The sequence below is a fragment of the Luteibacter jiangsuensis genome, assembly GCF_030812295.1.
GTDB classification, from domain to species: Bacteria; Pseudomonadota; Gammaproteobacteria; order Xanthomonadales; family Rhodanobacteraceae; genus Luteibacter; species Luteibacter jiangsuensis_A.
The window spans coordinates 15,161-38,893 of sequence record NZ_JAUSSK010000004.1 but is presented as its reverse complement, the minus strand read 5'-3'; the positions used below and the strand labels follow the sequence as shown (position 1 = coordinate 38,893).

General features: G+C 59.4%; 18 protein-coding genes. 8 read left to right on the top strand and 10 right to left on the bottom strand.

From position 1 onward, the window contains the following. Positions 1-137: 137 nt before the first annotated feature. Genes J2T07_RS14000 through J2T07_RS13965 form a run of 8 tightly spaced genes read left to right on the top strand, consistent with a single transcriptional unit; the run spans position 138 to position 11,535 of the window. A complete protein-coding gene (locus tag J2T07_RS14000) occupies positions 138-1,307 on the top strand; it encodes a trans-sulfuration enzyme family protein (protein ID WP_306851234.1) in 1,170 nt (389 codons plus the stop codon). Positions 1,308-1,317: 10 nt separating this feature from the next. Further along, a complete protein-coding gene (locus J2T07_RS13995; RefSeq protein WP_306850727.1) occupies positions 1,318-2,112 on the top strand; it encodes an ABC transporter permease in 795 nt (264 codons plus the stop codon). Beyond that, positions 2,112-3,332 (top strand): ABC transporter ATP-binding protein, encoded by a 1,221-nt coding sequence (locus J2T07_RS13990; RefSeq protein ID WP_306850726.1) that lies wholly within the window; start codon positions 2,112-2,114, stop codon positions 3,330-3,332. The genes J2T07_RS13995 and J2T07_RS13990 overlap by 1 nt, the downstream gene beginning before the upstream one ends. Before the next feature lie 2 nt (positions 3,333-3,334). Then, positions 3,335-4,723, top strand: coding sequence for an FkbM family methyltransferase (locus J2T07_RS13985; protein WP_306850725.1), 1,389 nt, complete (start codon positions 3,335-3,337; stop codon positions 4,721-4,723). A gap of 53 nt (positions 4,724-4,776) precedes the next feature. Further along, on the top strand, positions 4,777-8,226 hold the full coding sequence (locus J2T07_RS13980; RefSeq protein ID WP_306850724.1) for a glycosyltransferase family 4 protein: 3,450 nt from the start codon (positions 4,777-4,779) through the stop codon (positions 8,224-8,226). 27 nt (positions 8,227-8,253) lie between these two features. Beyond that, positions 8,254-9,288: a GDP-mannose 4,6-dehydratase gene (gene gmd, locus J2T07_RS13975; RefSeq protein ID WP_306850723.1), complete on the top strand. Its 1,035-nt coding sequence runs from the start codon at positions 8,254-8,256 to the stop codon at positions 9,286-9,288. Then, positions 9,266-10,186, top strand: a complete 921-nt coding sequence (locus J2T07_RS13970) for an NAD-dependent epimerase/dehydratase family protein (protein ID WP_306850722.1) — start codon at positions 9,266-9,268, stop codon at positions 10,184-10,186. Before gmd ends, J2T07_RS13970 begins: the two co-directional genes overlap by 23 nt. Further along, a complete protein-coding gene (locus J2T07_RS13965; protein ID WP_306850721.1) occupies positions 10,183-11,535 on the top strand; it encodes a phosphomannomutase in 1,353 nt (450 codons plus the stop codon). Before J2T07_RS13970 ends, J2T07_RS13965 begins: the two co-directional genes overlap by 4 nt. Here the strand turns inward: J2T07_RS13965 and J2T07_RS13960 are convergent. The 10 genes from J2T07_RS13960 to rfbG form a co-directional block, all read right to left on the bottom strand. Beyond that, positions 11,513-13,015 (bottom strand): hypothetical protein, encoded by a 1,503-nt coding sequence (locus J2T07_RS13960; protein ID WP_306850720.1) that lies wholly within the window; start codon positions 13,013-13,015, stop codon positions 11,513-11,515. The two genes, J2T07_RS13965 and J2T07_RS13960, sit on opposite strands and share 23 nt — an antisense overlap. A gap of 27 nt (positions 13,016-13,042) precedes the next feature. Then, on the bottom strand, positions 13,043-14,455 hold the full coding sequence (locus J2T07_RS13955; RefSeq protein WP_306850719.1) for a mannose-1-phosphate guanylyltransferase/mannose-6-phosphate isomerase: 1,413 nt from the start codon (positions 14,453-14,455) through the stop codon (positions 13,043-13,045). A gap of 80 nt (positions 14,456-14,535) precedes the next feature. Next, a complete protein-coding gene (locus J2T07_RS13950) occupies positions 14,536-15,420 on the bottom strand; it encodes a class I SAM-dependent methyltransferase (RefSeq protein WP_306850718.1) in 885 nt (294 codons plus the stop codon). Between the two features lie 121 nt (positions 15,421-15,541). Beyond that, the gene (locus J2T07_RS13945; RefSeq protein ID WP_306850717.1) at positions 15,542-17,566 is read right to left on the bottom strand and encodes a hypothetical protein; all 2,025 of its coding nucleotides are present in this window, start codon (positions 17,564-17,566) and stop codon (positions 15,542-15,544) included. Beyond that, positions 17,563-18,891, bottom strand: a complete 1,329-nt coding sequence (locus tag J2T07_RS13940; protein ID WP_306850716.1) for an NAD(P)/FAD-dependent oxidoreductase — start codon at positions 18,889-18,891, stop codon at positions 17,563-17,565. Before J2T07_RS13940 ends, J2T07_RS13945 begins: the two co-directional genes overlap by 4 nt. Beyond that, positions 18,888-19,943 (bottom strand): lysylphosphatidylglycerol synthase transmembrane domain-containing protein, encoded by a 1,056-nt coding sequence (locus J2T07_RS13935; protein WP_306850715.1) that lies wholly within the window; start codon positions 19,941-19,943, stop codon positions 18,888-18,890. Before J2T07_RS13935 ends, J2T07_RS13940 begins: the two co-directional genes overlap by 4 nt. A 2-nt stretch (positions 19,944-19,945) precedes the next feature. Next, entirely contained in the window at positions 19,946-20,713 is a 768-nt protein-coding gene (gene rfbF / locus J2T07_RS13930; RefSeq protein ID WP_306850714.1) for a glucose-1-phosphate cytidylyltransferase, read from the bottom strand. An 11-nt stretch (positions 20,714-20,724) separates the two neighbouring features. Continuing rightward, positions 20,725-21,684 (bottom strand): glycosyltransferase family 2 protein, encoded by a 960-nt coding sequence (locus tag J2T07_RS13925; RefSeq protein WP_306850713.1) that lies wholly within the window; start codon positions 21,682-21,684, stop codon positions 20,725-20,727. After that, on the bottom strand, positions 21,681-22,622 hold the full coding sequence (locus J2T07_RS13920; RefSeq protein ID WP_306850712.1) for an NAD-dependent epimerase/dehydratase family protein: 942 nt from the start codon (positions 22,620-22,622) through the stop codon (positions 21,681-21,683). The genes J2T07_RS13925 and J2T07_RS13920 overlap by 4 nt, the downstream gene beginning before the upstream one ends. Further along, positions 22,619-23,722, bottom strand: a complete 1,104-nt coding sequence (rfbG, locus tag J2T07_RS13915) for a CDP-glucose 4,6-dehydratase (RefSeq protein WP_306850711.1) — start codon at positions 23,720-23,722, stop codon at positions 22,619-22,621. The genes J2T07_RS13920 and rfbG overlap by 4 nt, the downstream gene beginning before the upstream one ends. Between the last annotated feature and the right edge of the window lie 11 nt (positions 23,723-23,733).

Genomic DNA, 23,733 nt, shown 5'->3' with positions numbered 1-23,733 from the left:
GCGCCTCCGTCTCCTGCACATCCAGTAGATGAACGTCACTTCAGACTTCGCAGCCGAGAAACCGTCAAGACGGTAATATGGGCCGCTTTACCGTGGCGCATAGTGCGCGCTCGGAAACAATTATTTTAGGTAGATCAATGGCTTCCAAGAAAGCGGCGCAAGCACTGGGTCTCGGCACGCGGGCGATTCACGCCGGCCAGCATCCCGATCCGTCGACCGGGGCCATCATGACGCCGATCTATGCGACGTCCACCTATGTGCAATCCAGCCCGGGCAAGCATCAGGGCTACGAGTACTCGCGTACCCAGAACCCCACGCGGATGGCCTACGAGCGCTGCGTGGCCGACCTTGAAGGTGGTGTTGCCGGTTTCGCCTTCGGTTCCGGCCTAGGTGGCGCCTCCACGGTGCTGGACCTGCTCGATTCCGGCGACCATGTCATCGCCATGGATGATCTCTACGGCGGTACCTATCGTCTGTTTGAGCGCGTCCGCCGCCGCTCCGCCGGCCTGGATTTCAGCTTCGTCGACTTGAATGACGCCACCGCTCTCAAGGCCGCGCTGAAGCCGAACACGCGGATGATCTGGGCGGAAACGCCGACCAATCCCATGCTCAAGCTGGTCGACCTGGCCAAGCTTTCCGCTTTCGCGAAGAAGCATGGCTTGATCCTGGTCGTGGACAATACCTTCTGCTCACCGATGCTCCAGCGCCCGATCGAGTACGGCGCGGACCTGGTGCTGCATTCGGCCACCAAATATCTCAACGGTCATTCGGACATGGTTGGCGGCATCGTGGTCGCCGCCAACGACGAGATGGCCGAACGCATGGGCTTCCTGCAGAACTCCGTCGGCGCGGTCGCGGGGCCGTTCGACTCGTTCCTGGCGATGCGTGGCCTGAAGACCCTGCACCTGCGCATGAAGGCGCACTGCGAATCCGCCGTGGATATCGCCCGCTGGCTGGAAAAGCACCCGGCCATCGAGCGGGTGATCTATCCGGGTCTGAAGTCGCATCCGCAGCACGCCTTGGCGCGTCGCCAGATGGATGGCTTCGGCGGAATCATCTCGGCAGAGGTGAAGGGGGGCATCCGGGCCGCCCGGAAGATGCTCGAGCGCTGCGAGATCTTTGCGCTGGCCGAGTCGCTCGGCGGTGTGGAGAGCCTGATCGAGCATCCGGGTGTCATGACCCATGCGTCGATTCCGCCGGCGACGCGCAAGCGGCTGGGGATCAGCGACGGGTTGATCCGGTTGTCGGTGGGTGTGGAGGATGTGGAAGATCTGCGGTCCGAGCTCACACACGCGCTAGCGCGTTGAGGTGTCATGAATGAGTGAGCTTCTGCGCTCAGCCTGGCGTTATCGCCATTTCATCCTGTCGTCGGTCAAGAATGACCTGAAGGCGAGGTTCGCGCGTAGTCGCCTCGGTGCAGCCTGGATGGTGCTTCAGCCGTTGGCCCAGGTGGCTATCTACTCGCTGGTGCTTTCTCGTGTCATGGGCGCGAAGCTTCCCGGCGTGACCAATCAATACGCGTACTCCATCTATCTCATGGCGGGCATGCTTGCCTGGTCGCTATTCGTCGAGGTTGTACAGCGTTCGCTGACATTGTTCGTCGACAACGGCAATCTTATGAAGAAGATTTTCTTCCCGAGGATTTGCTTGCCTTTCATCGCGGTCGGCACGGCGTTGGTCAGCAATCTCCTACTGTTCGCCGCGACGGTGGCGATCTTCGCGCTCGTGGGTCACTTCCCGACATCCGCGCTGGGTTGGTTGCCCTTGCTGGTAGCGGTGAACGTGGCTTTCTCGCTAGGTCTGGGGCTGCTTCTCGGGGTGATAAACGTGTTCGTGCGTGACGTCGGTCAGGTGATGGCCGTTGTCCTCCAGCTCTGGTTCTGGATCACGCCTATCGTTTATATGCCCAGTATCCTTCCGCATGGCTTCGGCCGGATCATCGAGCTGAACCCGCTCTATTACATCGTTGGTGGCTTCCAGGACGTCATGCTGTTCAATCGCACCCCGGATATTGTCGCCCTTGGCTGGACCGCTCTGGGCTCACTCGTGCTGTTGGCTCTGGCATTCATGATGTTTCGCAAGGCGGCGCCGGAAATGGTCGATGTCCTATGATGGATCCGGTTCTGGAAGTAAAGGCGCTCGGCAAGGCATTTCGCGACTACGGAAGCGAGTTCAAGCGGTTCGCATCCTGGTTCGGCGCACAGGTGACGCCCAAGGCCGAGCACTGGGTCATCCGCGACATCTCCTTCGCTGTCGGCAGGGGTGAGGCGATCGGAATCGTCGGGCAGAACGGTGCGGGCAAGAGCACCCTGCTCAAGCTCATCACACGTACCCTCATGCCGAGCGAAGGGTCGGTATCCGTTAACGGACGAATTGCCGCCATCCTCGAACTTGGCATGGGGTTCAGCCCGGATCTCACGGGGCGGCAGAACGTTTACCATGCCGCCGGACTCATGGGCTTCACACGTGAGCAAATTGACCGCGCCATGCCCGAGATCGAAGCATTCGCTGAGATCGGTGCCTATTTTGACGAATACGTTCGCACTTACTCCAGCGGCATGCAGATGCGCGTGGCGTTCAGCGTGGCGACTGCATTTCGCCCCGATATCCTCATTGTGGACGAGGCACTTTCGGTCGGCGACTCGTACTTCCAGCACAAGTGTTTCAAACGGATCAAGGAGTTTCGCGAACGCGGGACGAGCCTGATGATTGTGTCGCACGACAGCGGCGCCATCCAGAGTCTCTGTGACAGGGCGATCCTTCTGCAGGCAGGCCGGGTATTGAAAGACGGCGATCCTGTCGAAGTCATGGACGCGTACAACGCGCTGATCGCCGAGCGCGAAAACAGCACTATGAAGGTCGAGCGCCTGGAAGGTGGGCAGCTACAGACAACGAGTGGCACGCTCGAGGCCGTTGTCGCTTCGATCCGCTTGTACTCCGAGCAGGGCGATCCGGTCGAGTACATCGACGTCGGGCAGCCGGTGGAGTTGCGGGTCGAGGTCAAGATCAACGCTGACATTCCCAGGCTTGTCTTCGGCTACCTGATCAAGGACCGTCTGGGACAGTCCATCTTCGGTACCAACACGCACCACACCAAGCAAGTCGTCGAAGACGCCAGGACCGGGCAGGCGGTCCGCTACGTCGCGCGTTTCCCCATGAACCTCGGTCCAGGTACGTACTCCATCTCGACGGCTCTCGTCAGCACGGACACGCATCTGGTCGACAACTACGAATGGCGTGATCTGGCGCTCATCTTTACCGTCGCCAATCACTCGCACCCCCATTTCGTCGGGAACGCCTGGATTCCACCTCACATCGATGTGACCACCTGACCATGACATTCGTAAGCTACGCCCAGAACTTCGAAGACATCATGTTGCACCGTGCGCTCAAGCACGTCCGGCATGGGTTTTACGTAGATGTGGGCGCGCAGCATCCTATCAAGGATTCAGTTACAAAGGCCTTTTCGCTCGCCGGGTGGCGAGGTATCAATATCGAGCCGGTGAAACATTGGTTCGAGATGCTCGAGGCTGATCGCCCTCACGACATCAATCTCAACGTCGCAGTCGCCGAGCAGGAAGGGTTTCTCGAGCTCTTCGAGGTGGAAGGCACGGGGCTATCCACGAGCGACGCGGGATTTGCCGAGCGACACAGGGCGGCGGGCCACCGGGTGTCGGAATATCGCGTCCCCACAGTGACCCTCGACAGTATATTTTCGGAGCAGGACGTTCGCGAAGTGCACTTTTTGAAGGTGGACTGCGAAGGTGCTGAACGGACGGCCCTGGCATCCTGTTCGTTCCTGGACGTGCGTCCGTGGGTCATCACCGTGGAAGCCACCGAGCCCAACAGCCAGGTCGATGTTCACGAGCAATGGGAATCCCTTTTGGTCGATCGTGGCTATGTGCTCGCATATCGTGATGGCCTGAATCGTTACTACGTGGCGCAGGAACGCGCGGAACTCCTGCCGTCTTTCGACTTGCCGCCGAACGTATTCGACGACTTCGTCCGTGTGGACGATAAGAAGGCGCATGATGAAGTGAATGAAGTGCACGTGCGGTTGCGTGCGTCCATCGCGGAGGCTGCCGAAGCACGGCACGCCGTTGTCGGCTTATCCGAACATCTTCGATCGTTGGACGCGTTGCATGCGACCCAGCTTCAGGAGCGTGACCTGGCATGCCAGCAGGCTGTTTCGGAATGCGAAGAGGCGAGGGCGCAGCTGGCCGAAACACGTGCCACGCTGGCGTCGGTCGAAGCCCAACTGCACCACGTGCGCGCTCACACCAGGTCGGAAGTCGAGGAGGCGACTCGTGGCTACCTGGATCTGCAGCGGGAAGCGCAACTGCTGCGCACGGCTGTGGCACACAGGGATGCCATGATCGGTGCCTTCGTCTCTAGTACTTCGTGGCGGATCACCGCGCCACTGCGTGGCGCCAGCAGCGCCGGTCGCGCGGCAATACGGCGTGGCTGGAGAATGATCCGCCCGCTCGTGGCGCGCTTTGCCCGGGCAGCACGGCCCTCCATGCGCATCGCTATGGCCATCCCCGGGGTGCGGCCTGCAGCGAGGGCGCTTTTGGGCCCCGATACACGATTGGGCCGTCGTGCACGAGCGTTCCTGTTTCAGTCGCACGTGTCCGTCGCCGTCGATGGACCTGTCGCGATGTCTGATGAGGCCGCCGTCGCGGAGGCATTGCTTCACGCGGCTATTGCCAAAAGAAAGAAATAATCAACACTGGGTCCCGTGGCGGGCGGGCGATATTTGCTGATAGCAGGGTAAGCATGCGAGTCGTCATAGATCTTCAGGCCTGTCAGTCTCCGAGTGGTCGCATCCGAGGTGTCGGGCGCTACTGCCTGTCGCTCACGTTAGCGATGGCGCGGGCGAACCGTGGCCATGAGGTCTGGGTCGCCCTCAATGGAACCATGGCGGAGTCGGTGGGAGTCGTCCGGGATCTTCTTGAAGGGGCAGTGCCGGCCGACCGTGTCGTGTCATGGGAGAGCCTTGCGCGTACGGCATCCACGGATCCTGCAAATTACAGCCGTAACCTCGTAGCCGAACGCCTGCGGGAGCACTTCCTCGAATCGCTGGGCGCGGATGTCATTCTGACCGCGAGCATGGTGGATGGATTCTTCGACTCGGTTGTCACTTCTGTCCCAGGGCGTTCGCGCGCGCTGCAGGTAGGGATTCTCTTTGACCTGATTCCGATGGTCATGCCCGAACTTTACCTGGTGCTGGATGGCGTCGCACCCTGGTACCGGACCAAGATCGAGCACCTTCGCCGCTGCGACCTACTTCTTGCTATCTCGCAGGCGGCCCGCGACGAAGCTATCGAGTTGCTCGGGTTGGACGCCGGCAGGATCGTTAACGTTTCTGCCGCCGTGGGCGACGATTTCCGGCGCATTGAGCCGTCTTTGAACCCGTCGGCCGTCGGTCGGCGGTATGGTGTTAGTCGCCCCTTTGTCATGTATGCCGGCGGGTTTGATCCCAGGAAGAACCTGGCATCCCTTATCGCGGCGTACGCGTCGCTTTCTCCAGCCGTGCGCTCTGGCCACCAGTTGGTCTTTGTCGGCAATCTCGACAAGAAAGAGCGAGACGAACTCGTCGCGGTGAGAGACGCGAGCGGGCTGACAGACGATGAGCTCATTTTCACCGGCTTCGTCTCCGACGCTGAGCTCGTCCGGCTTTACAATGCCTGCAAGCTTTACGTATTCCCGTCCTTGCATGAAGGCTTTGGCCTGCCGGCGCTGGAAGCGATGGCTTGTGGGGCTGTCGTCGTTGGTTCGTCGACGACGAGCCTTCCCGAGGTGATCGGAGCGGCGGAAGCTCTGTTTGATCCACGGGACACCGCTTCGATCGCCGCGAAGATCATGCAGGGCCTTACCGACGAGGCGTTTCGTGATCGTATGAAGCGCCATGCGGAGCGGCATGTGACCACGTTCTCATGGGAAGCATCGGCCGATATGGCCTGGCAGGCCATTGAAAGCGTCGTTCCCGCATCATCTTCCCGAACTTCCCCGGCGCGCAACGACGAAACGGGCGAGCGCCTGGCATTACTCGCAGCCCGACCGGTTTCCCTTGCCGATTTCGAAGCACTTAATCTCGGTTCTTCCCGCGGCGTCGACCTTTTCTCCAGTGCAGCTGGGCAGGAAGTGGTGGGTGGATCGCTTCCTGCCGGGTGGAGACGTCGCTCGTTATCGACGTTCGATCCACGAACGGCCGGCGACGTGCTCGTTCAGGTATCCGACGATCCGGGTACCGTAGCGGTGCTGCAGGCGGTGCGGGGCATTCCTGCCCAACTCTGGTTCGTGGATGCGAGCTACGGTCGGGTGCTGGAAAGAACGCGGCACGACGACGAACGGCTATTGGCTGCGATTCTCTACGGAGCCGGTGGTTATCGGGCACTTGGGTTCATCAAGCAAGCGGGTGAGGCTGCCTTTTCCTCGTTACCCGCCGACGCGATCGCCCGGGGTGACGCGGCCTGGTCTTCCTTCTCCGAGCGGGAAAAGGTCAATGCTCGGGCCGCACTGATTGAAGAAGTCGCGGGAATACCCGGTGTAGCCGCGTGGGCGCGGGACGATGTCTCGCGGCTGGCCATGGCTGTGGCCGCGAACGCGCCGGTTCATCGCCCCGCTCGCACGCTATACGTCGATGTGTCGCATCTTGTCATCGAAGATGCAAAAACCGGTATCCAGCGAGTGGTGCGGAACATCACCGCTGGATTGATGGCCGCGCCCCCGGAAGGTTTCCGCGTCGAGCCTGTCTACATACGACCAGACGGTGTATTCCGTCATGCGCGGGAATGGTGTGCAAGGCAGTTCTACGATGGCGCGTCGCTGCCCCCAGACGCACCCGTCGAGTTCCGCCAGGGCGACATCTTCGTGGGGCTGGATCTAGCTGCCCACCTTGTCCCCTATCTGCGCGATACGTACGTCCGGATGAGGAGCAGAGGCGTAGACGTCCATTTTGTCGTCTACGACCTGCTTCCACTCTTGCGGCCGGATTGCTTCGACGAGAACGGGTTACCCACCTTCCGCCTCTGGTATGAAGCCATCGCGGAACTTGCCGATGGAATCATCTGCATTTCGCGCACGGTGGCTGATGAGTTCAAGCAGTGGCTTGGACAGGCGATGCCTGTGCGTACCCGGCCGCTCCGCATCGATTGGTTTCATCTTGGTGCAGACCTCGTGCCGGCTGCCCAGGCGGATGGCGCCGTTGGCGTATTGCCGTTCGATCTCCGTGGCAGGCCGACGTTCCTCATGGTCGGCACGATCGAACCCCGCAAGGGGCACGCGCAGACGCTCGCAGCCTTCGAAACGCTTTGGGAGCGGGGCCATGATGTGAATCTGGTCTTGATCGGCAAGTCGGGATGGCGCGTGGAAAGCCTGGTGACGCGTCTTCGCGGGCATGCCCAGGCCGGGAAGCGATTGTTCTGGCTGGAACGTGCCGACGATAGCCAATTGGTCGCGATGTACCAGACCGCTTCGGCCCTGCTGGCGCCATCCGAAGGCGAAGGGTTCGGGCTACCGCTCATCGAAGCGGCGCAGTACGAAAGGCCTATCATCGCGCGCGATCTACCTGTCTTCAAAGAAGTCGCTGGCGAGCACGCGTTCTATTTCAGTGGCACCGACCCAGAGGCGATGGCTGCCGCCGTCGAGCGCTGGCTCGAACTCGATCGTGCGGGTCTCGCGCCACCGTCTGCCGGCATGCCGTGGTTGACTTGGAGCCAAAGCGCAAGGCAACTCGCCAGCGTGGCCGTGAGCAGCCATTGGTACGATTCCTGGACGCCCTGCGCGGCTCGTCATTTCAAGGCATCGGACTACCGGGCGACCTTCACCACGGGGCGGCTTGTACGCGGGGAACGGATCTCTGAGCGCGCTCCCGGTGTGCTGTACGCGACCCCGTTCATCCAGCTGAAGGCCGGTGACTACGAGTTGCGTGTGGCTGGGGCGCGCCAAAACGGTGCCGGTACGGCCTGGCTCGATGTCGAAGCGCATGGCGGTGCATGGCGTATCGGCTCGTCAGTCTTAAGCGAGGGCGAAGATCTGGTTGCCCAGCTGAACATATGCGTTCATGAAGACGTTGATGACCTTTGCATCCGGGTCATGGTGGACGGGGACGCCGAGGTCGTTTTTCGGGACATGGATCTAGTGCCGGTTGAAGAAGGCGACCGGCGGAAATTCCCGGAGCTTGAGTCCACAGGATTCGTCGTGGACAATAGTGAATCTCGTTAAATCAATTATTTGCAGCGACGGAACCAGATGAAAACAGCATTGATCACCGGAATCTCGGGCCAGGATGGCGCCTACCTCGCGCAACTTCTTCTTGAGAAGGGGTATCGCGTCTACGGCACCTATCGGCGCACGAGCTCGGTCAACTTCTGGCGAATCGAGGAGCTGGGCATCCAGAACCATCCGAACCTCGAACTTGTCGAGTTCGACCTGACCGATGGTGGTTCGGCCATTCGCTTGCTGCAGACGACAGGAGCAACCGAGGTGTACAACCTCGCAGCTCAGAGCTTTGTTGGCGTATCGTTCGATCAGCCGGCGACCACGGCCGCGATCACTGGCGTCGGCGCGCTGCACATGCTCGAGGCCATTCGCATAGTCAATCCGAAGATCCGCTTCTATCAGGCGTCGACGTCGGAGATGTTCGGCAAGGTGCAGGCCGTACCGCAGAAGGAAGACACCCCGTTTTACCCGCGTAGCCCGTATGGCGTGGCCAAGCTCTACGCTCACTGGATCACCGTGAACTACCGCGAGTCTTACGGCATCTTCGGTTCCAGCGGCATCCTGTTCAATCATGAGTCACCGTTGCGTGGCCGCGAGTTCGTTACCCGCAAGATCACGGACTCCGTGGCCAAGATCAAACTGGGCAAACTGGACGTGCTTGAACTGGGCAATCTCGATGCCAAGCGCGACTGGGGTTTCGCCAAGGAATACGTCGAGGGCATGTGGCGCATGCTGCAGGCCGACGAGCCGGATACCTTCGTGCTCGCGACCAATCGCACGGAAACCGTGCGTGATTTCGTGACGCTCGCGTTCGCCGCCGTCGGCATCGACATCGACTGGAAGGGCAGCGAAGAGAACGAAACCGGTACCTGCCGCAAGACCGGTAAGCTGATGGTGAAGATCAATCCCAAGTTCTACCGTCCGGCAGAAGTCGAGCTTCTTATCGGCGATCCCGCCAAAGCATACGAAAAGCTGGGCTGGAAGCCGGAAACCACGCTCGAAAATCTGTGCAAGATGATGGTCGAAGCCGATCTGCGCCGGAATGAACGTGACGCCTCGTTCTGAGGCCGCGCCCGGCCGGGTACTCGTCACCGGTCACAAGGGCTTCACCGGCCGTTATGTGGTCGCCGCGCTCCGCTCGGCGGGTTACGAGGTTTTTGGCTTGGTCGAGCGGCCCGACGACCTTGAATCCCCAGGAATCAACCTGCTGGATCGTGCAGGCGTGGCTGGTGCGATTGCAGAGGCACGTCCCGACGCGGTTATCCATCTCGCCGCGATCGCCTTTGTAGCGCATGGCGACGCAGATGAAATGTACCGGACGAACGTCGTAGGTACGCGGCATCTGATGGAAGCATTGGCTGACTTGCCAGCCACGCTACGTTCGGTGCTCTTGGCCAGTAGCGCCAATGTGTATGGCAACAGCGATATCGAATTACTGAGTGAATCGGTGGAGCCGTCGCCGGCAAACGATTACGCGGTCAGCAAGCTCGCCATGGAGTACATGGCCAAACTCTGGCTCGACCGCCTGCCCGTGATTCTGGCGCGGCCCTTCAATTACACTGGTGTCGGCCAAGCGGAGAACTTCCTGTTGCCGAAGATCGTCTCGCATTTCCAGCGCGCCGAGAAGGTGATCGAGCTGGGTAACATCGACGTCGCGCGAGACTTCCAGGATGTGCGCTTCGTCGCCGATGCGTATGTGCGTCTGCTGTCCGCGAACGCAGCTGGACAAACGGTCAACCTTTGCTCAGGCACGTCCGTTTCGCTGATGCAGGTAATTGGTATGATGCAGGAGATCGCGGGCTATGAAATCGAGGTGCGCGTAAATCCTGCTTTCGTTCGTGGCAATGAAGTGGCACGCCTCACGGGCGATAACCGCCGCCTGCGCTCCTTGATCGGGCCGCTAGACATCATTCCGCTGCGCACGACGCTTGAGTGGATGTTCGATTCCAGGAAGACCCCATGAAGTGTTTCAAGGCTTACGACATTCGCGGCCGGGTGCCGGATGAATTGAATTCTGACGTCGCCTACAGCATTGGTCGTGCGTTTGCGCGCGCCGTGGCCGATGGCGAGGTGGTGGTCGGATACGACATTCGGCTCGACAGTCCAGCGCTCGCCGCCGAAGTGGCTCGCGGTCTGGCCGACGAGGGCCGCAACGTAATCGACATCGGCCTGTGCGGAACCGAGGAAGTCTACTTCCAGACAGCACATCGCGGTGTCGCCGGCGGCATCATGGTTACCGCGAGCCACAACCCGATCGACTACAACGGGATGAAGCTGGTGCGCGAAGGCGCTCGCCCGATCAGTGGAGACACGGGCCTGCGCGACATCGAGCGCATGGTGGAAGACAATGCGTTCGGCCCGGTCCGGGCGAGTCGCGGCATGATCAGCGCGGACCACGATAAATCGGCATACATCACGCATCTACTTGGTTACGTCGACGTTGCCGCACTGCGCCCGCTAAAGGTCGTGGTCAACGCGGGCAACGGCGGTGCCGGCGCCATCGTCGACCTGCTCGAGCCGCATCTGCCATTCACCTTCGTTCGCGTCAATCACGAGCCGGATGGCAGTTTTCCGAATGGCATCCCCAACCCTTTGTTGCCTGAGAATCGGGATGTCACCGCGAAAGCTGTGGTCGCTTCCGGCGCGGACCTCGGCATCGCCTGGGACGGTGACTTCGATCGTTGCTTCCTGTTCGATGCGCAAGGCGGGTTCATCGAAGGCTACTACATCGTCGGCCTGCTTGCGGCGCAAATGCTCGAGAAGCATCCGGGGTCGCGAATCATCCACGATCCACGGCTGACCTGGAACACGGTCGATATGGTTGCAGCCGCCGGCGGTATCGCCGTGGAGAGCAAGACGGGTCACGCCTTCATCAAGGAACGCATGCGTTCCGAAGACGCCGTTTACGGCGGTGAGATGAGTGCACATCATTATTTCCGCGATTTCGCGTATTGCGACTCGGGAATGATTCCTTGGCTGCTAGTCGCCGAGCGCATTGGCAAGACGGGTACCTCGCTGACCGACATGCTGGCAGAGCGGATGGCAGCTTACCCGTGTAGCGGGGAGATCAACTTTCGGGTGGATGATGCCGCGGCTACCGTGGCTCGTATCGTGAACCATTACAAACCATCGGCGCAGAGCGTGGAGAACATCGACGGCGTTAGCATGTCGTTCGGGACGTGGCGCTTCAATCTTCGGTCGTCGAATACCGAGCCGCTGCTGCGCTTGAATGTCGAGGCGCGTGGTGACAGAGCGCTTATGGAGGTTAGAACCGCTGAGCTTCGTTCCCTCATAGGTGGGAGTGGCGCGTAGGATCAACGACCTCGTGGCCGCGCTCCTCAGGCCGAGCGTGAGGAGCGGTATAGGGACGCCTGATGATCCAAGGTATCTTGTCGATCATGTATTGAGGTCGCAGCCACGCGTCATGCTCGAATACGTACGCAAAGTTCGTATCCGTGCTGGTCGGTCCTTTCTTCATCCAGAGCGCCCTTCGTATTTCTTGGATGGGAGTGGGTAATCCGACGATTACGACAGCTGCGAATGCCGCCCTCAGCCATACCGTTCCTCGGGCTATGCCTTGCCATGCGGTGAGCGACAGAAGCGCAAGAGCGGGGATAGACCCGTGCAGATTGAGGTCGTTGAATGCTCCGAAGCTGACGAAAGGCATTCCGAGCAAGGTCAAGGACGCGATCCACACCATGCCGTCGCGCCATTTCGTAATGGTCTGGCAAATAAGTATGGCCGGGACGACTTCGAGGGCCACGAAGAGCAGATAGCCGAAGAATGAGTAGCAAGGCCGCCCCTGGCCCAGGCAGCGGAGATTCCAGACGGCGTCGAATGGAATATCTTCCGTGCCAGCTCGGAGGTACCGCGCAATGGCGGCCAACACGACAAGCATCGACAGTGCGCTGAACAGCACTTCCCACGTGAATTCCTTGCGGTTTCGCCAAAGGACATACAAAAAGAGTGGTGTGAGCCCTATCGCTGAGAACGGTGACCAAAGAATCACTGCAGTCGTCACCACCGGTATGACGATGAGAGACGATGCATTAGAGACGAGGCGGAGCGCTAGGGCCACGCCCAGCCATGCGGAAAGTGCGTGTTGGGGTGCCCAGGTGATGTCTGTATAGTTCGAGCCGAACTCTATCCAGCCGGACCACCATTCAATGTGGTAGATGGGTCCCATCCGAAAACCCGTTATGGCGGTGCCGATCGCATCTGAGCCACTGAAGAGAAGGAAGGCCAAAGGAAGGGCATAACGCCATCGGGGGCGATTGGTCAGCGCTGAGGCGACCGAAAAAAAGAGATACAGCCCAATCGTGGTCCAGGACCCGAGCAGAAAGGAAAGCGCTTGGACTGAAAAGATTTTCGTGAGCAGGGCCGGGACAACGTACCAGCCCAGGTAATATCGCAAGGTTCCGCCGTCATATCCCGAAGCGATTCCAACGAGCGAGTCGTTATCGATCAGGAAACGAAAGACGGCGAAGTGCTTGATCCAATCGCTGTTCGTGTGAACAAGGCCGAAGGCCCCGCTCGCAAACACGGTTGCCGCGGAGATCATCCAAAAGTACAGGCCAAGGAAACGGCTTTGGTGAACGAGAGTGGGCCCCAGTCGCTTCGCACAGCGGGCAAGGGCGAATGCTATGCATGCAACGGCCGGCACCCATATCTGCACCCTCATGTATGCCACGAAGAACAGGGCAACAGGAAGGGTAAGGTAGACAATCGCTGCGAATTCGACTCGTGTCAGCGAGTCGTTACTCGATTTGTACCTGTGCGAGAGTTCTGCCACGGAAACTCTGTGCCTTCGCCGCATGGACTAGGCACGTCCATAAACGTCCTCGAATCGGACGATATCGTCCTCACCAAGATAGCTGCCCGACTGCACTTCGATCAGCTCGAGCGGCACCTTGCCGACATTGCGAAGACGATGCGTCACACCGAGCGGGATATAGGTGCTCTGATTCTCGGTGAGCAGGAACACCTTTTCGCCGCAGGTGACTTCCGCCGTACCCGACACGACGATCCAGTGCTCTGCGCGATGGTGGTGCATCTGCAGGCTGAGGACAGAGCCTGGCTTGACGATGATCCGCTTGACCTGGAAACGCTCGCCCATGTCGATCGAGTCATAGCTGCCCCAGGGGCGGTAGACCTGCCGGTGCGCCAGATGCTCACTACGGCCGGCGTTGCCGAGATTGTCTACGATCTTCTTCACGCCCTGAACCTTATCGCGAGTGGCTACAAGGGTTGCATCCGGTGTGGTGACGATCACTACGTCGTCTAGCCCGATCGTGGCGACCATGTGCCTGTCATGCGTGCGCACCAGCGTATTCCTGGTGTCGAGCGTGATGACGTCGCCGTCGGTTGCGTTGCCATTCGGGTCCTTATCGGCAGCGTCCCACAATGCCGACCAGGAGCCAATATCGCTCCAGCGGCAGCTGACGGGGACGACCGCAGCGCTGTCGGTCTTCTCCATGACGGCATAGTCGATCGAATCGTCAGGCACTTCGGCCATGGTCGTCTTGTCGAAGCGCACGAAATCGAGGTCCGGCTGCGCCGACGCAAATACCTTTGCGGTAGCGGCATGTATTCTCGGTGAATACTTCTGAAGTTCCTCAAGGTATCGCGACGCCTTGAACAGGAACATGCCGGAGTTCCAGTCGAAATCACCGCTTTCGATGTACTTGGCTGCCGTCTCCGCATTGGGCTTCTCGACGAACTGTGCGACCTTGAATCCGCTGTCGGAGACCGCTTCGGCACGCTTGATGTATCCGAAACCGGTTTCCGGCGCCTCCGGACGAATGCCGAACGTCACCAGCCAGTCCTGCGTCGCCAGCGGGGCGGCGCGCTTCACGGCCTCGACAAAGCTGGTCTCGTCGCCGATGAGGTGATCTGCCGGCAGTACCAGTAGGACGGCATCGGGATCCTTCTGGACAGCGTGCATTGCAGCGAGCGCAATGGCCGGCGCGGTGTTGCGTGCGGCTGGTTCGAGCAGGATCGCCGAGCCTGCGACGCCGAGTTCCTGGAGCTGCTCGGCGACAGTGAAACGATGATCCTCACTGCAGACCACGATGGGCGCACTGGTGTTGCCCAGCTTGCCCGTACGTTGGACGGTCTGCTGGAACAGTGTGGCGTCACCGACCAGGGCCAGGAACTGCTTGGGGCGGTTCTTTCGGGACAGGGGCCAGAGACGGGTGCCGCTACCGCCGCTGAGGATGACTGGGACGATCATGGGTTCCGCTCCGGGAGGTACATTAACCGATCGATTATAACCGGAGCCCAGCACCGTGGCCGGGTGCCCGGAACGGCCGTTCAGTCACAAAGTTCCCCCTCGGGAAAGCTGCGATAGAGCCAGCGCGGCTTGCCTGGCTTGGCCGGGCGCGTGCTACGGGCCCTCAGGAAGATGTACTGACCCAAGTCGTACCCTCGATTGGGGATCGCCAGGATTTGCTGGGCGATCTTCTCGGTCGGATAGTACAGGTTCGAATGGTTCTCGTGGACATCCGAGGAGAAGAGCACTTCCAGATCGAAACCGAGGTGATCGAGCATCAGGTACAACTCATGCTTGTTGTACTCGCGGTTGTGGCGGCCATACACGCCATATCCGGAGATCGGGTCGTACATGTTCTGGCCGGCCATCATCTTGGCGATGTTCTCGAGTCGGTTGACGTTGGGCGTCGTGAGCACGAGTGCACCGCCCGGAGCGAGCTTGTCCTTGATGCGCCGGAGGGCACCAATGGGATCGGCGACAAGGTGCTCGATGACTTCGCAGAAAAGGACGACGTCGAATTGTCCCTCGAAAGGGATGTCTTCCTTATCGACATTGTTGTTCAAGAATTCGAAGGCGAATTCCTCACCCGTCTCTGCACTTTTGCAGACTTGTCGTGAGCCGCCGCCTTCGATCCCAAAATAGTTCGTGCAGCAGACGTCATATCGCCTGAACTTCTTAAGCAAGATCGTGGTGAAGTATGGGTTGGCACCGATCTCTAGAAGCCGTCCGCCGGCTTCGGGAACTATTCCCAGCGTAAGCACAAACCGCATGAAGTCTTCGTTCAAGTAATTCGCGAGCTCGGTGGTTGGTGCTCCATCCAGCGAGAATGATCCCAAGTAGCGTCTCAGGGAAGCGGCGTCGTACGGCTGCGGGATGTGTGCGCTGTGCTCTATGTCGGGAAACACGCTGCGAAGCGACTTACTCATTGATAACCTCCTGTGAAGTGAAGCAGCGGTCAGCGGACGACCATCGGGCAGTAAAGAGTCACGCCCAGCAACTCTTTGAAGTATTTCCCGAACTCGCGTCCATCACTGTGCGATTGCGTCCTTAGATGTCCGAGTCGGACGCAGTAAGCCGGAAGCTCTTTAGCCCTATGCCTAGAACGCGCGCGTCTGCTACTCCATACGCCGTCTTCGGCGATATAGCACCTTTGATCTGGAACGAAATTGTTAGGGTCTTGCTTCCGACGATCGCTGTGCAGGGGGCTTGAAACCGCAACGTCGCGGGGCTGGCTTCGCTCATTCGATACGTACCAGCTGCGGTGCCATTCACACTTGCGCCGACTTCGATCACGCGATTCTTGGGCGTGAGGAACGGATTGACTTCTAGGTCGATAGTAAGAGTGCGACTTGTACATTGAGGCGCTATGCCGGTGAGGACGGACGTCGATCCCTCGGACCACACGCCCCAGGCCTCCCGTGTGTTCCATCCGGCGCCAAGTAGCTGCGCGCCATCGACACTATCTGTCGACATCGAATAGGTATGGTCGAGTAGAAAACGAGCCTTGGCGCGAACAAGATCAGCCTCGCTGAGGATCACGGTATGGATGCGCGAGCCATCCGTGCCCATGCGCGGGTTGCCTTCTGGATGAAAAATGGCGTCAGGAAGCCGTTTTAGATCCAGACCACACCAATCCTTGGCTACGGGCTGCACGGGAGCATTTCCTCTTTCAACGACAAGGAACTTTCGGCATTCAGGGCCAGCAACCGCGTACGATGGCGGCAACGAAGCCGAGCTTTGGCCCGCGTTGCGATCCACGAAAATCTGATCTGGCGGTGTGTACCAAGTCGGGTGCTTTGCCTGTATCCAGCGAGATAGTGGCGTCGGCTCGAGATAGTGCTCGGCACGGGACGGGTTGAACTGCCTAGATCCATATGCGATTGAGCATAAGGTCAATGCCGTGACGACGAGTGCACCTGCTCGGGAACTCGCGCTGGAAGTCTTTGATTCATTTTCCTGTCCCCTTTCGCGTCGGACGAGGAGCGACGCTAGCAGCGGAAGAAACAGTCCAACGTACCAGAGCCCATACCTCGCCACATCGATTGTCGCCCCGGAGTTCAGATTCTCCGTCGAGGACTGCGCATAAAGATTGGTAGCGATAAAAACCAACAGGAACGCGACGAACGAACCAGGTAGTTTGAGGTGTTTCCGGCCAATCGCAACTAGGATGCATAGCACGAACACCAACCCTAGAGGCCAATTGGTGAAGAGGCCGACGTCTGGGTCGAAGAACCATGCGTACATGGTCGATACGTTCGCGCCGATCTTGGCGCCGCCCGCGAGCAACTGAGGATCGATGACTCCGACACGGAAAAAATAATAAACCGGGTGGATTGCGATCAATGCGAGCGTCAGTCCAATCATGCATACCTGCATGGGACTGAAACCGCGGTCGCGTCTGTTCCAGACGGCGATGGAAAGCATCAGGACAGCAGACGCACCGATGCTGATGTTTTGTGTCGAGGCTAACGCTAGCCAGGCGGCGGATGCAAAGTTGCGCTTCTGGAAAATGAGTGTGGATGCGATTGCGACGCAGCAGAAAGTGAAGAATTCTGTGTGTACCTTGTCGATAAACCAGAGTAAGGGCGAGCCAGCGATGAGTGCGAATACTGCCAGGGGGCCGGCCCAGCCGAAGGATCGCGCGGCAACGAATACGAGACAGCCTAAGAGGATCGCATGAAGGATCATGAAACCCATATGAGCCTTTGCGTGGACGAATAACGTCCATCCGCCGGCGACAGCTGCGAGTCCTGGGTACATCCAGAAGTGGTTGAAATCCGACCCGCTTTGCTGGATGAGCGAAGGGAATGTATGTCTTAGCGTATCGGTATCCACCATCGCGGTGATACGCCCTTTTCGAACGAGCTTGTCATACGCGTCCCATCCTTGCGGCGTCATATACGTGCGATGTCCATGGATGATCGTTCCATACATCGCATAGTATTCAGAGCCATCACCCACCCGCTGAGGACGGAAGTGCGAGGCCAATGCGATGAAAGCGAGAGCGATCGTTGCTGCCAACCAGAGCGCTTTTCGACGCGCGAGCGGGCTGGTGAAGAAATCGAATTTCATTTGCTGGTGGTTCCGCTCAACCGCGTGGCGAGCCGGGTGCCTTCCCTTATCGCGTAGTTGGTTCCTCGGTCTTCAGGATAGATTTGCGCCATGGTGGAAATCAGGGCGTTCGCGTATGGGGTTTCCTCGGCAGGGACGTACTTCGAGTACCCGCGCTCAGTAACCGGTTGGGCGTAGTCGGCGCGCCAGATACGGAATTCCTTGACCCATTCCCGATGGAACTTCGGGAACATGCGCTCCAGATGCGGCAGAGCGTACTGGAGGTATTCTTCGTCGCTCATCGACCATGTTTCGTCCGACGTCGCCAGATAGCGCGAGAGGAACACGATATGCCGTCCCGCGTAATGGGAGCTGTCATCGAGATTGGTGTGCTCGATCACTCCGACAAAGGGGAACCCTGGGTCGTTGACGTTGATCCAATAGGTGTCCGATAGGCTTTGCGTAAGCTCCATGACGAGGCATACGTTGCCAAGGTAATTGACCCGCTCAAGCGAGTCGAGCCACGGCTGCGGCGCATCCTTCAGGATCTTCGCGATGATCTTGAAGGATGGGGTGAGGAGAAAATTCGTCGCTCCGACATCCCCTCCCTTCGTCGTCAGGGCATGGATGAGGTCACCTTCGGCAATCGCCCCTGTCACCGGCGTGTTGTAGCGGATTTCTCCGCCCAGGCTGACGATACGTTCGGCGATGGCTTCCGCGAGTCGCCCGAAGCCGCCACGAAAGTAAGCCAGCTGCTCTCCGCCCTTCGGGTCACGAGTGCTTCCGCGCAGGACCAACTTTTTCCAGAACCAGACCGCGTTGATGTCCTCGGCGAACACAGAGAACTTAGAACGGATGAGGGGTTCCCAGACCAACTCGAAAACCTTCTTGCCGCACAGTGGTTCGAGCCACTCACGGATGGTCAGGTGCTCGATTTCCTTCCAGTCCTTGACCTTCCGGACCTGGAACACCAGCCAGCCGAGGCGGATACGATCAATAAAGGGGAGCGGGCTGAAGCGCAGGACATCCATCGGGGTGGACAGCTTCCACAGGCGCCCGTTGTAGTACATGCCTGTCCGCGAGGGCAGGGTCAATATGAGGTCGCTGAGGCCCAGTTCCTCGACGAGCTTGGGCACGTAAGCATCGTTGTTGAACCAGTGATGATAGAACTTCTCGATGCGGACGCCATCGTTGAATTCGAATGTGCCGGCGAGACCGCCCGGGGCGGCGTCGGACTCGAGCACAATGACCTTTTTTCCAGCTTGTGCCAGGCGTAGCGCCGCGACCAGTCCGGTGAAGCCTGCACCGACAATGGCGGAGTCGTATTGCGGGACGGGGTGATTCATGTTCTGTCTCCGGATACCTCGAGCGAGGCCTGGTTGCGCGCCGCTTGGAAAAGGTTGCGATTGAAGATCATGACGATCGCACCGGCGATCGTCGTTGGGAGCCACACACCCAGGTGGCACAGGACGGCAAGCGTCATCGCCTGCGTCGACGAACCGCCCATGAGGTTGGCGGCCGTGAAGGCGGCGAGGTGATACGGGCCGACGTAACCCGGTGATGAGGGCACCAGTGTGGCGATGGTCGCCATCGACATCAGAAGGAGGCCGCCAGGTAGCGAGAATGTCATGCCGATGCCTTGCATCAGGGCAAGGTAAAGTCCGAGCTCGCCCGCCCATGCTACAAAAGAGATAGCTAGCGCGGCGAGAATCGTGCGCATGCGCGAAATCGATTGAAGCGCTTCGCCGAGATCTCCAATAGCCCGTAGGATGCCGATGATTTTGTCCGGAGCTTTACCTTCGATGCGTCTGGCAAGCCAACGGATGAGGCGCACGACCAGACCGGCGAACAGGATCAGTCCGAGCAGAGCTGTGCTCCCCAGCACTGCAAGTACGATGACGATATCGACCACCGAAGCTGGCAATGCCCCCTTGGGAAAGAAGGAGGCTGCGAGCGCAAGGCACAGAAGCAGAGTCAGCAGGTCGACCAGCCGCTCGAGGACTAGGGTGGCGGTCGCTCCTGTCTTGGTGACGCCCAATGCGGCAGGGAAGATCAGCGCCCTAACGACATCGCCAAGGCGGAACGGCAGCACGTTGTTGAGCGCGATGGAGGCAAGGAATGGGCTGGCGCACGCAGCCGCGGTCACTCGCGGGCCACAAGCCTCAAGAAGCAATTTCCATCGGATGATGCGTGCGGTGTAACCTACGGCAAGCGATGCGATTCCGGCGATAAGGTATGGCCAGTGGAAGGTTGCCAGCGCCCGGCCCACTTCTTCGAACTTGATGTTGCGAAAGACGAAGTAGAGACAAATGGTGGACAGGACGCATCCGACCACAAGGCGGACGATACCGCCTTTGCCCTTGGTCGGAGTAACGCGGGTCACGGGTTCATCCAGCATTTTCAGGCCTTCCAAGGTGCACTGCCGGCATCCCACAACGCTTGCAGTTCACGTTTGTCGCGCAGTGTGTCGCAGGGCTGCCAGAAACCATGGTGCTGGAAGGCCATAAGCTGACCGTCCTTGGCGAGGTTAGCCAAGGGCGCACGTTCGAAGGAAGTGTCATCGCCCTCTATGTAATCCAGGGCCGAAGGCTCGAGTACGAAGAAACCACCATTGATCCAGCCAATCTCATCCTGGGGCTTCTCTTCAAAGCTCGTGACGCTCGCATTCTGACCCATGTTGAGTACGCCGAAACGACCTGGTGGCTGCACCGCAGCGACGGTAGCGAGCTTTCCATGGCTCTTGTGAAATTCGACCTCCCGCGAAATATCGATGTCGGAAAGGCCGTCACCATAGGTCAGGCAGAACGTTTCTTCGGCCAGATACTGACGAACCCGCTTGACGCGACCACCGGTCATCGTGTCCTGCCCAGTGTCGATGAGGGTGATAGTCCAGTCTTCGGCCTGGGTGTCGAGGACCGCGGCTTCGCCCGTCCGCAAATTGATTTCCAGATCCGCCGTGTGACGGTAGTAGTTGAAAAAGTACTCCTTGATGACGTAACCCTTGTAGCCGAGGCAGATCACGAAATCCTTGATGCCATGCTTCGAGTAGCTCTTCATGATGTGCCAGAGGAGAGGGCGGCCTCCAACCTCCACCATGGGCTTGGGCTTGTAATCGGACTCTTCCGCGATGCGCGTGCCGAGACCACCTGCAAGGATGACAGCTTTCATTTGTTCGCCACTCAGAGTTTGGTGTCGTTGGAATCCAGGTTCAACGAATCCTGGATGATTGCGATGGGCTCCTTGCGCAGAATCCGGTAGATCCGCAGTAGGTATTCCCCCAGTATGCCGAGCAACAGCGATTGGAAGCCGATGCCGAACAGGATGAGGATATGCAGGCTAGCAAGGCCTCGTGGAAAATCAGGGAACAGGAGCTTGAGGACGAGGTAGTAGATCGCTCCGGCAGCGGATAGCGAGAGAATTGCGATGCCCGCGACAGTTGCCAGACGCAAAGGAACAAGCGAGTGGTTGAATACGCCGGTGAGGCCGAGTCGAATTAACTGGATGACCCCAAATTTACTTGAACCAGCGATCCGGGCGGAGCGGTCGTAAGTAACGCCGATCTGCCGGAAGCCCATGCCCGCGATAAGGCCGCGGAGGTAGGGTTCTGCCGAGCGCTGGCTTTCCAATGCATTGATGACTTTGCGATCGACGAGCCGGAAGTCCCCGGCGTTCCGTGGAATGGGATGTTCGCTGATCCGGTCAATGAACCAGTATCCCATTTTCCGGAACGAATGGATAAACGGGCCTTCGGGACGTGCTCGCCGGACACCGTAAACGACGTGGTACCCCTGTCGCCAAAGGGCGAGGAATTCCTTCAGCAATTCTGGCGGATCCTGCAGATCGGCGTCGATCTGCAGGACTGCGTCTCCGCGCGTATGCATGTAGTTCGCGAGGATCGAACGCTGGAAACCGAAATTCTTCGAAAATCGGATGGCGCGCACACGCTTGTCGCGTGCCGCCAGTGCTTCCAGCATGTTCCATGTGGAATCGGTCGAGCTATTGTCGGTGAACACGAATTCGAGTCGGCATTCATCGGTCATGGAGCGTCCGAGCGCATCCAGCCGCTCGTAAAGCGCCGCAATGTTTCCTTCCTCGTTATAGACCGGAATAGAGATCGAGATCAGCGGTAGTGGGGTCATGGCGTTCCAGCGCGCTCGGCTCGGGACAATTCGGAAAGGGTGTGCGCGATGCCGGTAGTGACGGTATGTAGGGGCCGCCAACCGGTCATGGCCTCAAACAACGAAGGGTTGCCCACAACCCGAGGCTGGTCGTCGGGGCGCAACGGCAGTGCACCGAAACGCAGCAGCGAGGCATCGGCGTTCATAGCCGCCGCGACGTCGAGCGCGAATGATCGGACGCTTGTCGGTTGGCCGGTACAAACATTGTAATGACCGGTCGGGAGGCTTCCCGCAAGGGTCGTCGAAAGAGCGGCGAGAATGGCGCGGCAGGCGTCATCCACATGGATGAAATCGCGGACCTGAAGTCCTTGGGAAAGTGGAACTTCCCGCCCTTCCTGTAGCGCCGCACGTAATGCGGGACACAGTCGGTGCGGTGCCTCACCGGGCCCGAATACATTGAAAAGTCGAAGGTTGGCGCAAGGCAAGCGGAGAGCGGCGCCCGTTGCGATCGCCATGATCGATCCCGCGGCCTTGGTGGCACCGTAGAGTTTCATGGTTTCGAGAGGGGCATCCTCCCTAATTCGATCTCCGTCGAAACGAGCGTACTCCGAACTTGAACCGGCCATCAGAAAGCCGCGTGCGCCCACCGCTTGCGCGACATCGACACATTCAGCGGGCAGATGTCCATTAATACGACGGAGGTTTGTATGGTTGCGGTCGCCCGGATTGATCCCGGCTGCGGCCAGGTGTATCACCGCGTCGACCTGACCGCCGCTGGCCACCTGGTGCAACCGTTCCGCGTCCAGCCGCGGGACGACGCGGTGATCGATAATGGACTGGAGGCGTTCTGGCAGTGCGGAGCGACCCACCGAGATGACGTCGATGCCGGCGGCATGGAGATGGGTAAGGAGACGTGCGCCGATAAATCCGGTCCCGCCCGTCAATAATACGCGCGTCATGTCGCGTTTTTTTCGCGTTCGAGCAGGAGGTGACGCCACGCCGCGATCTGGGTCAGGGTGATTTCGGCTGCGCCATGGTGGTCAGCATAGAAATCGCGGTACCAAGTGGCAGTTCGCGCGATCGTTTCTTCGACGTCCCACGCCGGATACCAACGAAGCACGTCGCGGGCCAGTGTGCTGTCCAGGGCAAGCAACTGGGCTTCCTTTGCGGGATTGTCGAGATATTCGAGGTTGGGCCGAGTCCAGGTGGCCGAGAGGCTCTCGAGCACTGTTCGCACCGAAAGGGCACGTCCGTCAGCCGGTCCCATGTTCCAGCTTCGTGCGGCGATGGCGGGATCCGAAATGAGTTTTGCAGCCAGCATCAGGTAGCCCTGCACAAGGGCCAGTACGTGTTGCCAGGGGCGCGTGGCGTCCGGGTAGCGTAGCGTAAGCGCCGATTTACGCGTGACGGCGCGGACAAAATCGGGTACCAGTCTATCCTCCGACCAATCGCCACCACCTATGATGTTGCCGCCGCGCGCCGTCGCGATCGGAAGGGCGCGACCATCGACGGTCTGGTAGGCGTACTGATAGCTTTGGATAACCATTTCGGCGGCGGACTTGGAGGCACTGTAAGGATCCTTCCCGCCTAGCGAATCATTTTCGCGATACGGCCATGGCCATTCCTTGTTCTCGTACACCTTGTCCGTAGTGACGCAGACGATGGCTTCAATGCCGGCTACATGGCGGGCTGCTTCAAGGACATTCAGCGTGCCCATGACATTGGAGTTGAACGTCTCGAACGGCTGGCGATAGCTACGCCGTACGAGCGGTTGCGCTGCCAGATGGAGAATGACCTGGGGGGCGAATGTTCTGATGGCATCGCCAAGTGCGTCACGATCGCAGATATCCCCGATGACCGAGCGCATGCGTCCATCAAGCGCCAGCTCGGTCCACAAGCTCGGCGATGTCTCCGGTGCAAGAGAAAAACCGCACACTTCGGCGCCGATTCCCAGTAGCCATGCGGACGCCCAGCTACCAGTGAAGCCCGTGTGCCCCGTAAGGAAGACACGTTTGCCACTGAGCGTAGCCTCGAAGGCGAGAAGTTCTTCGTGTTGCATGTCGTGAGTAT

Bases quoted from the DNA above. Each gene is read 5' to 3' on its own strand.
- J2T07_RS13965 (WP_306850721.1), top strand. From the start codon at position 10,183: ATGAAGTGTTTCAAGGCTTACGACATTCGCGGCCGGGTGCCGGATGAA.
- J2T07_RS13950 (WP_306850718.1), bottom strand. From the start codon at position 15,420: ATGAGTAAGTCGCTTCGCAGCGTGTTTCCCGACATAGAGCACAGCGCA.
- rfbG (WP_306850711.1), bottom strand. From the start codon at position 23,722: ATGCAACACGAAGAACTTCTCGCCTTCGAGGCTACGCTCAGTGGCAAA.
- J2T07_RS13980 (WP_306850724.1), top strand. From the start codon at position 4,777: ATGCGAGTCGTCATAGATCTTCAGGCCTGTCAGTCTCCGAGTGGTCGC.
- J2T07_RS13920 (WP_306850712.1), bottom strand. From the start codon at position 22,622: ATGACGCGCGTATTATTGACGGGCGGGACCGGATTTATCGGCGCACGT.
- J2T07_RS13995 (WP_306850727.1), top strand. From the start codon at position 1,318: ATGAGTGAGCTTCTGCGCTCAGCCTGGCGTTATCGCCATTTCATCCTG.
- rfbF (WP_306850714.1), bottom strand. From the start codon at position 20,713: ATGAAAGCTGTCATCCTTGCAGGTGGTCTCGGCACGCGCATCGCGGAA.
- J2T07_RS13970 (WP_306850722.1), top strand. From the start codon at position 9,266: ATGAACGTGACGCCTCGTTCTGAGGCCGCGCCCGGCCGGGTACTCGTC.
- J2T07_RS13990 (WP_306850726.1), top strand. From the start codon at position 2,112: ATGGATCCGGTTCTGGAAGTAAAGGCGCTCGGCAAGGCATTTCGCGAC.
- J2T07_RS14000 (WP_306851234.1), top strand. From the start codon at position 138: ATGGCTTCCAAGAAAGCGGCGCAAGCACTGGGTCTCGGCACGCGGGCG.
- gmd (WP_306850723.1), top strand. From the start codon at position 8,254: ATGAAAACAGCATTGATCACCGGAATCTCGGGCCAGGATGGCGCCTAC.
- J2T07_RS13955 (WP_306850719.1), bottom strand. From the start codon at position 14,455: ATGATCGTCCCAGTCATCCTCAGCGGCGGTAGCGGCACCCGTCTCTGG.
- J2T07_RS13945 (WP_306850717.1), bottom strand. From the start codon at position 17,566: ATGAAATTCGATTTCTTCACCAGCCCGCTCGCGCGTCGAAAAGCGCTC.
- J2T07_RS13940 (WP_306850716.1), bottom strand. From the start codon at position 18,891: ATGAATCACCCCGTCCCGCAATACGACTCCGCCATTGTCGGTGCAGGC.
- J2T07_RS13935 (WP_306850715.1), bottom strand. From the start codon at position 19,943: ATGCTGGATGAACCCGTGACCCGCGTTACTCCGACCAAGGGCAAAGGC.
- J2T07_RS13925 (WP_306850713.1), bottom strand. From the start codon at position 21,684: ATGACCCCACTACCGCTGATCTCGATCTCTATTCCGGTCTATAACGAG.
- J2T07_RS13985 (WP_306850725.1), top strand. From the start codon at position 3,335: ATGACATTCGTAAGCTACGCCCAGAACTTCGAAGACATCATGTTGCAC.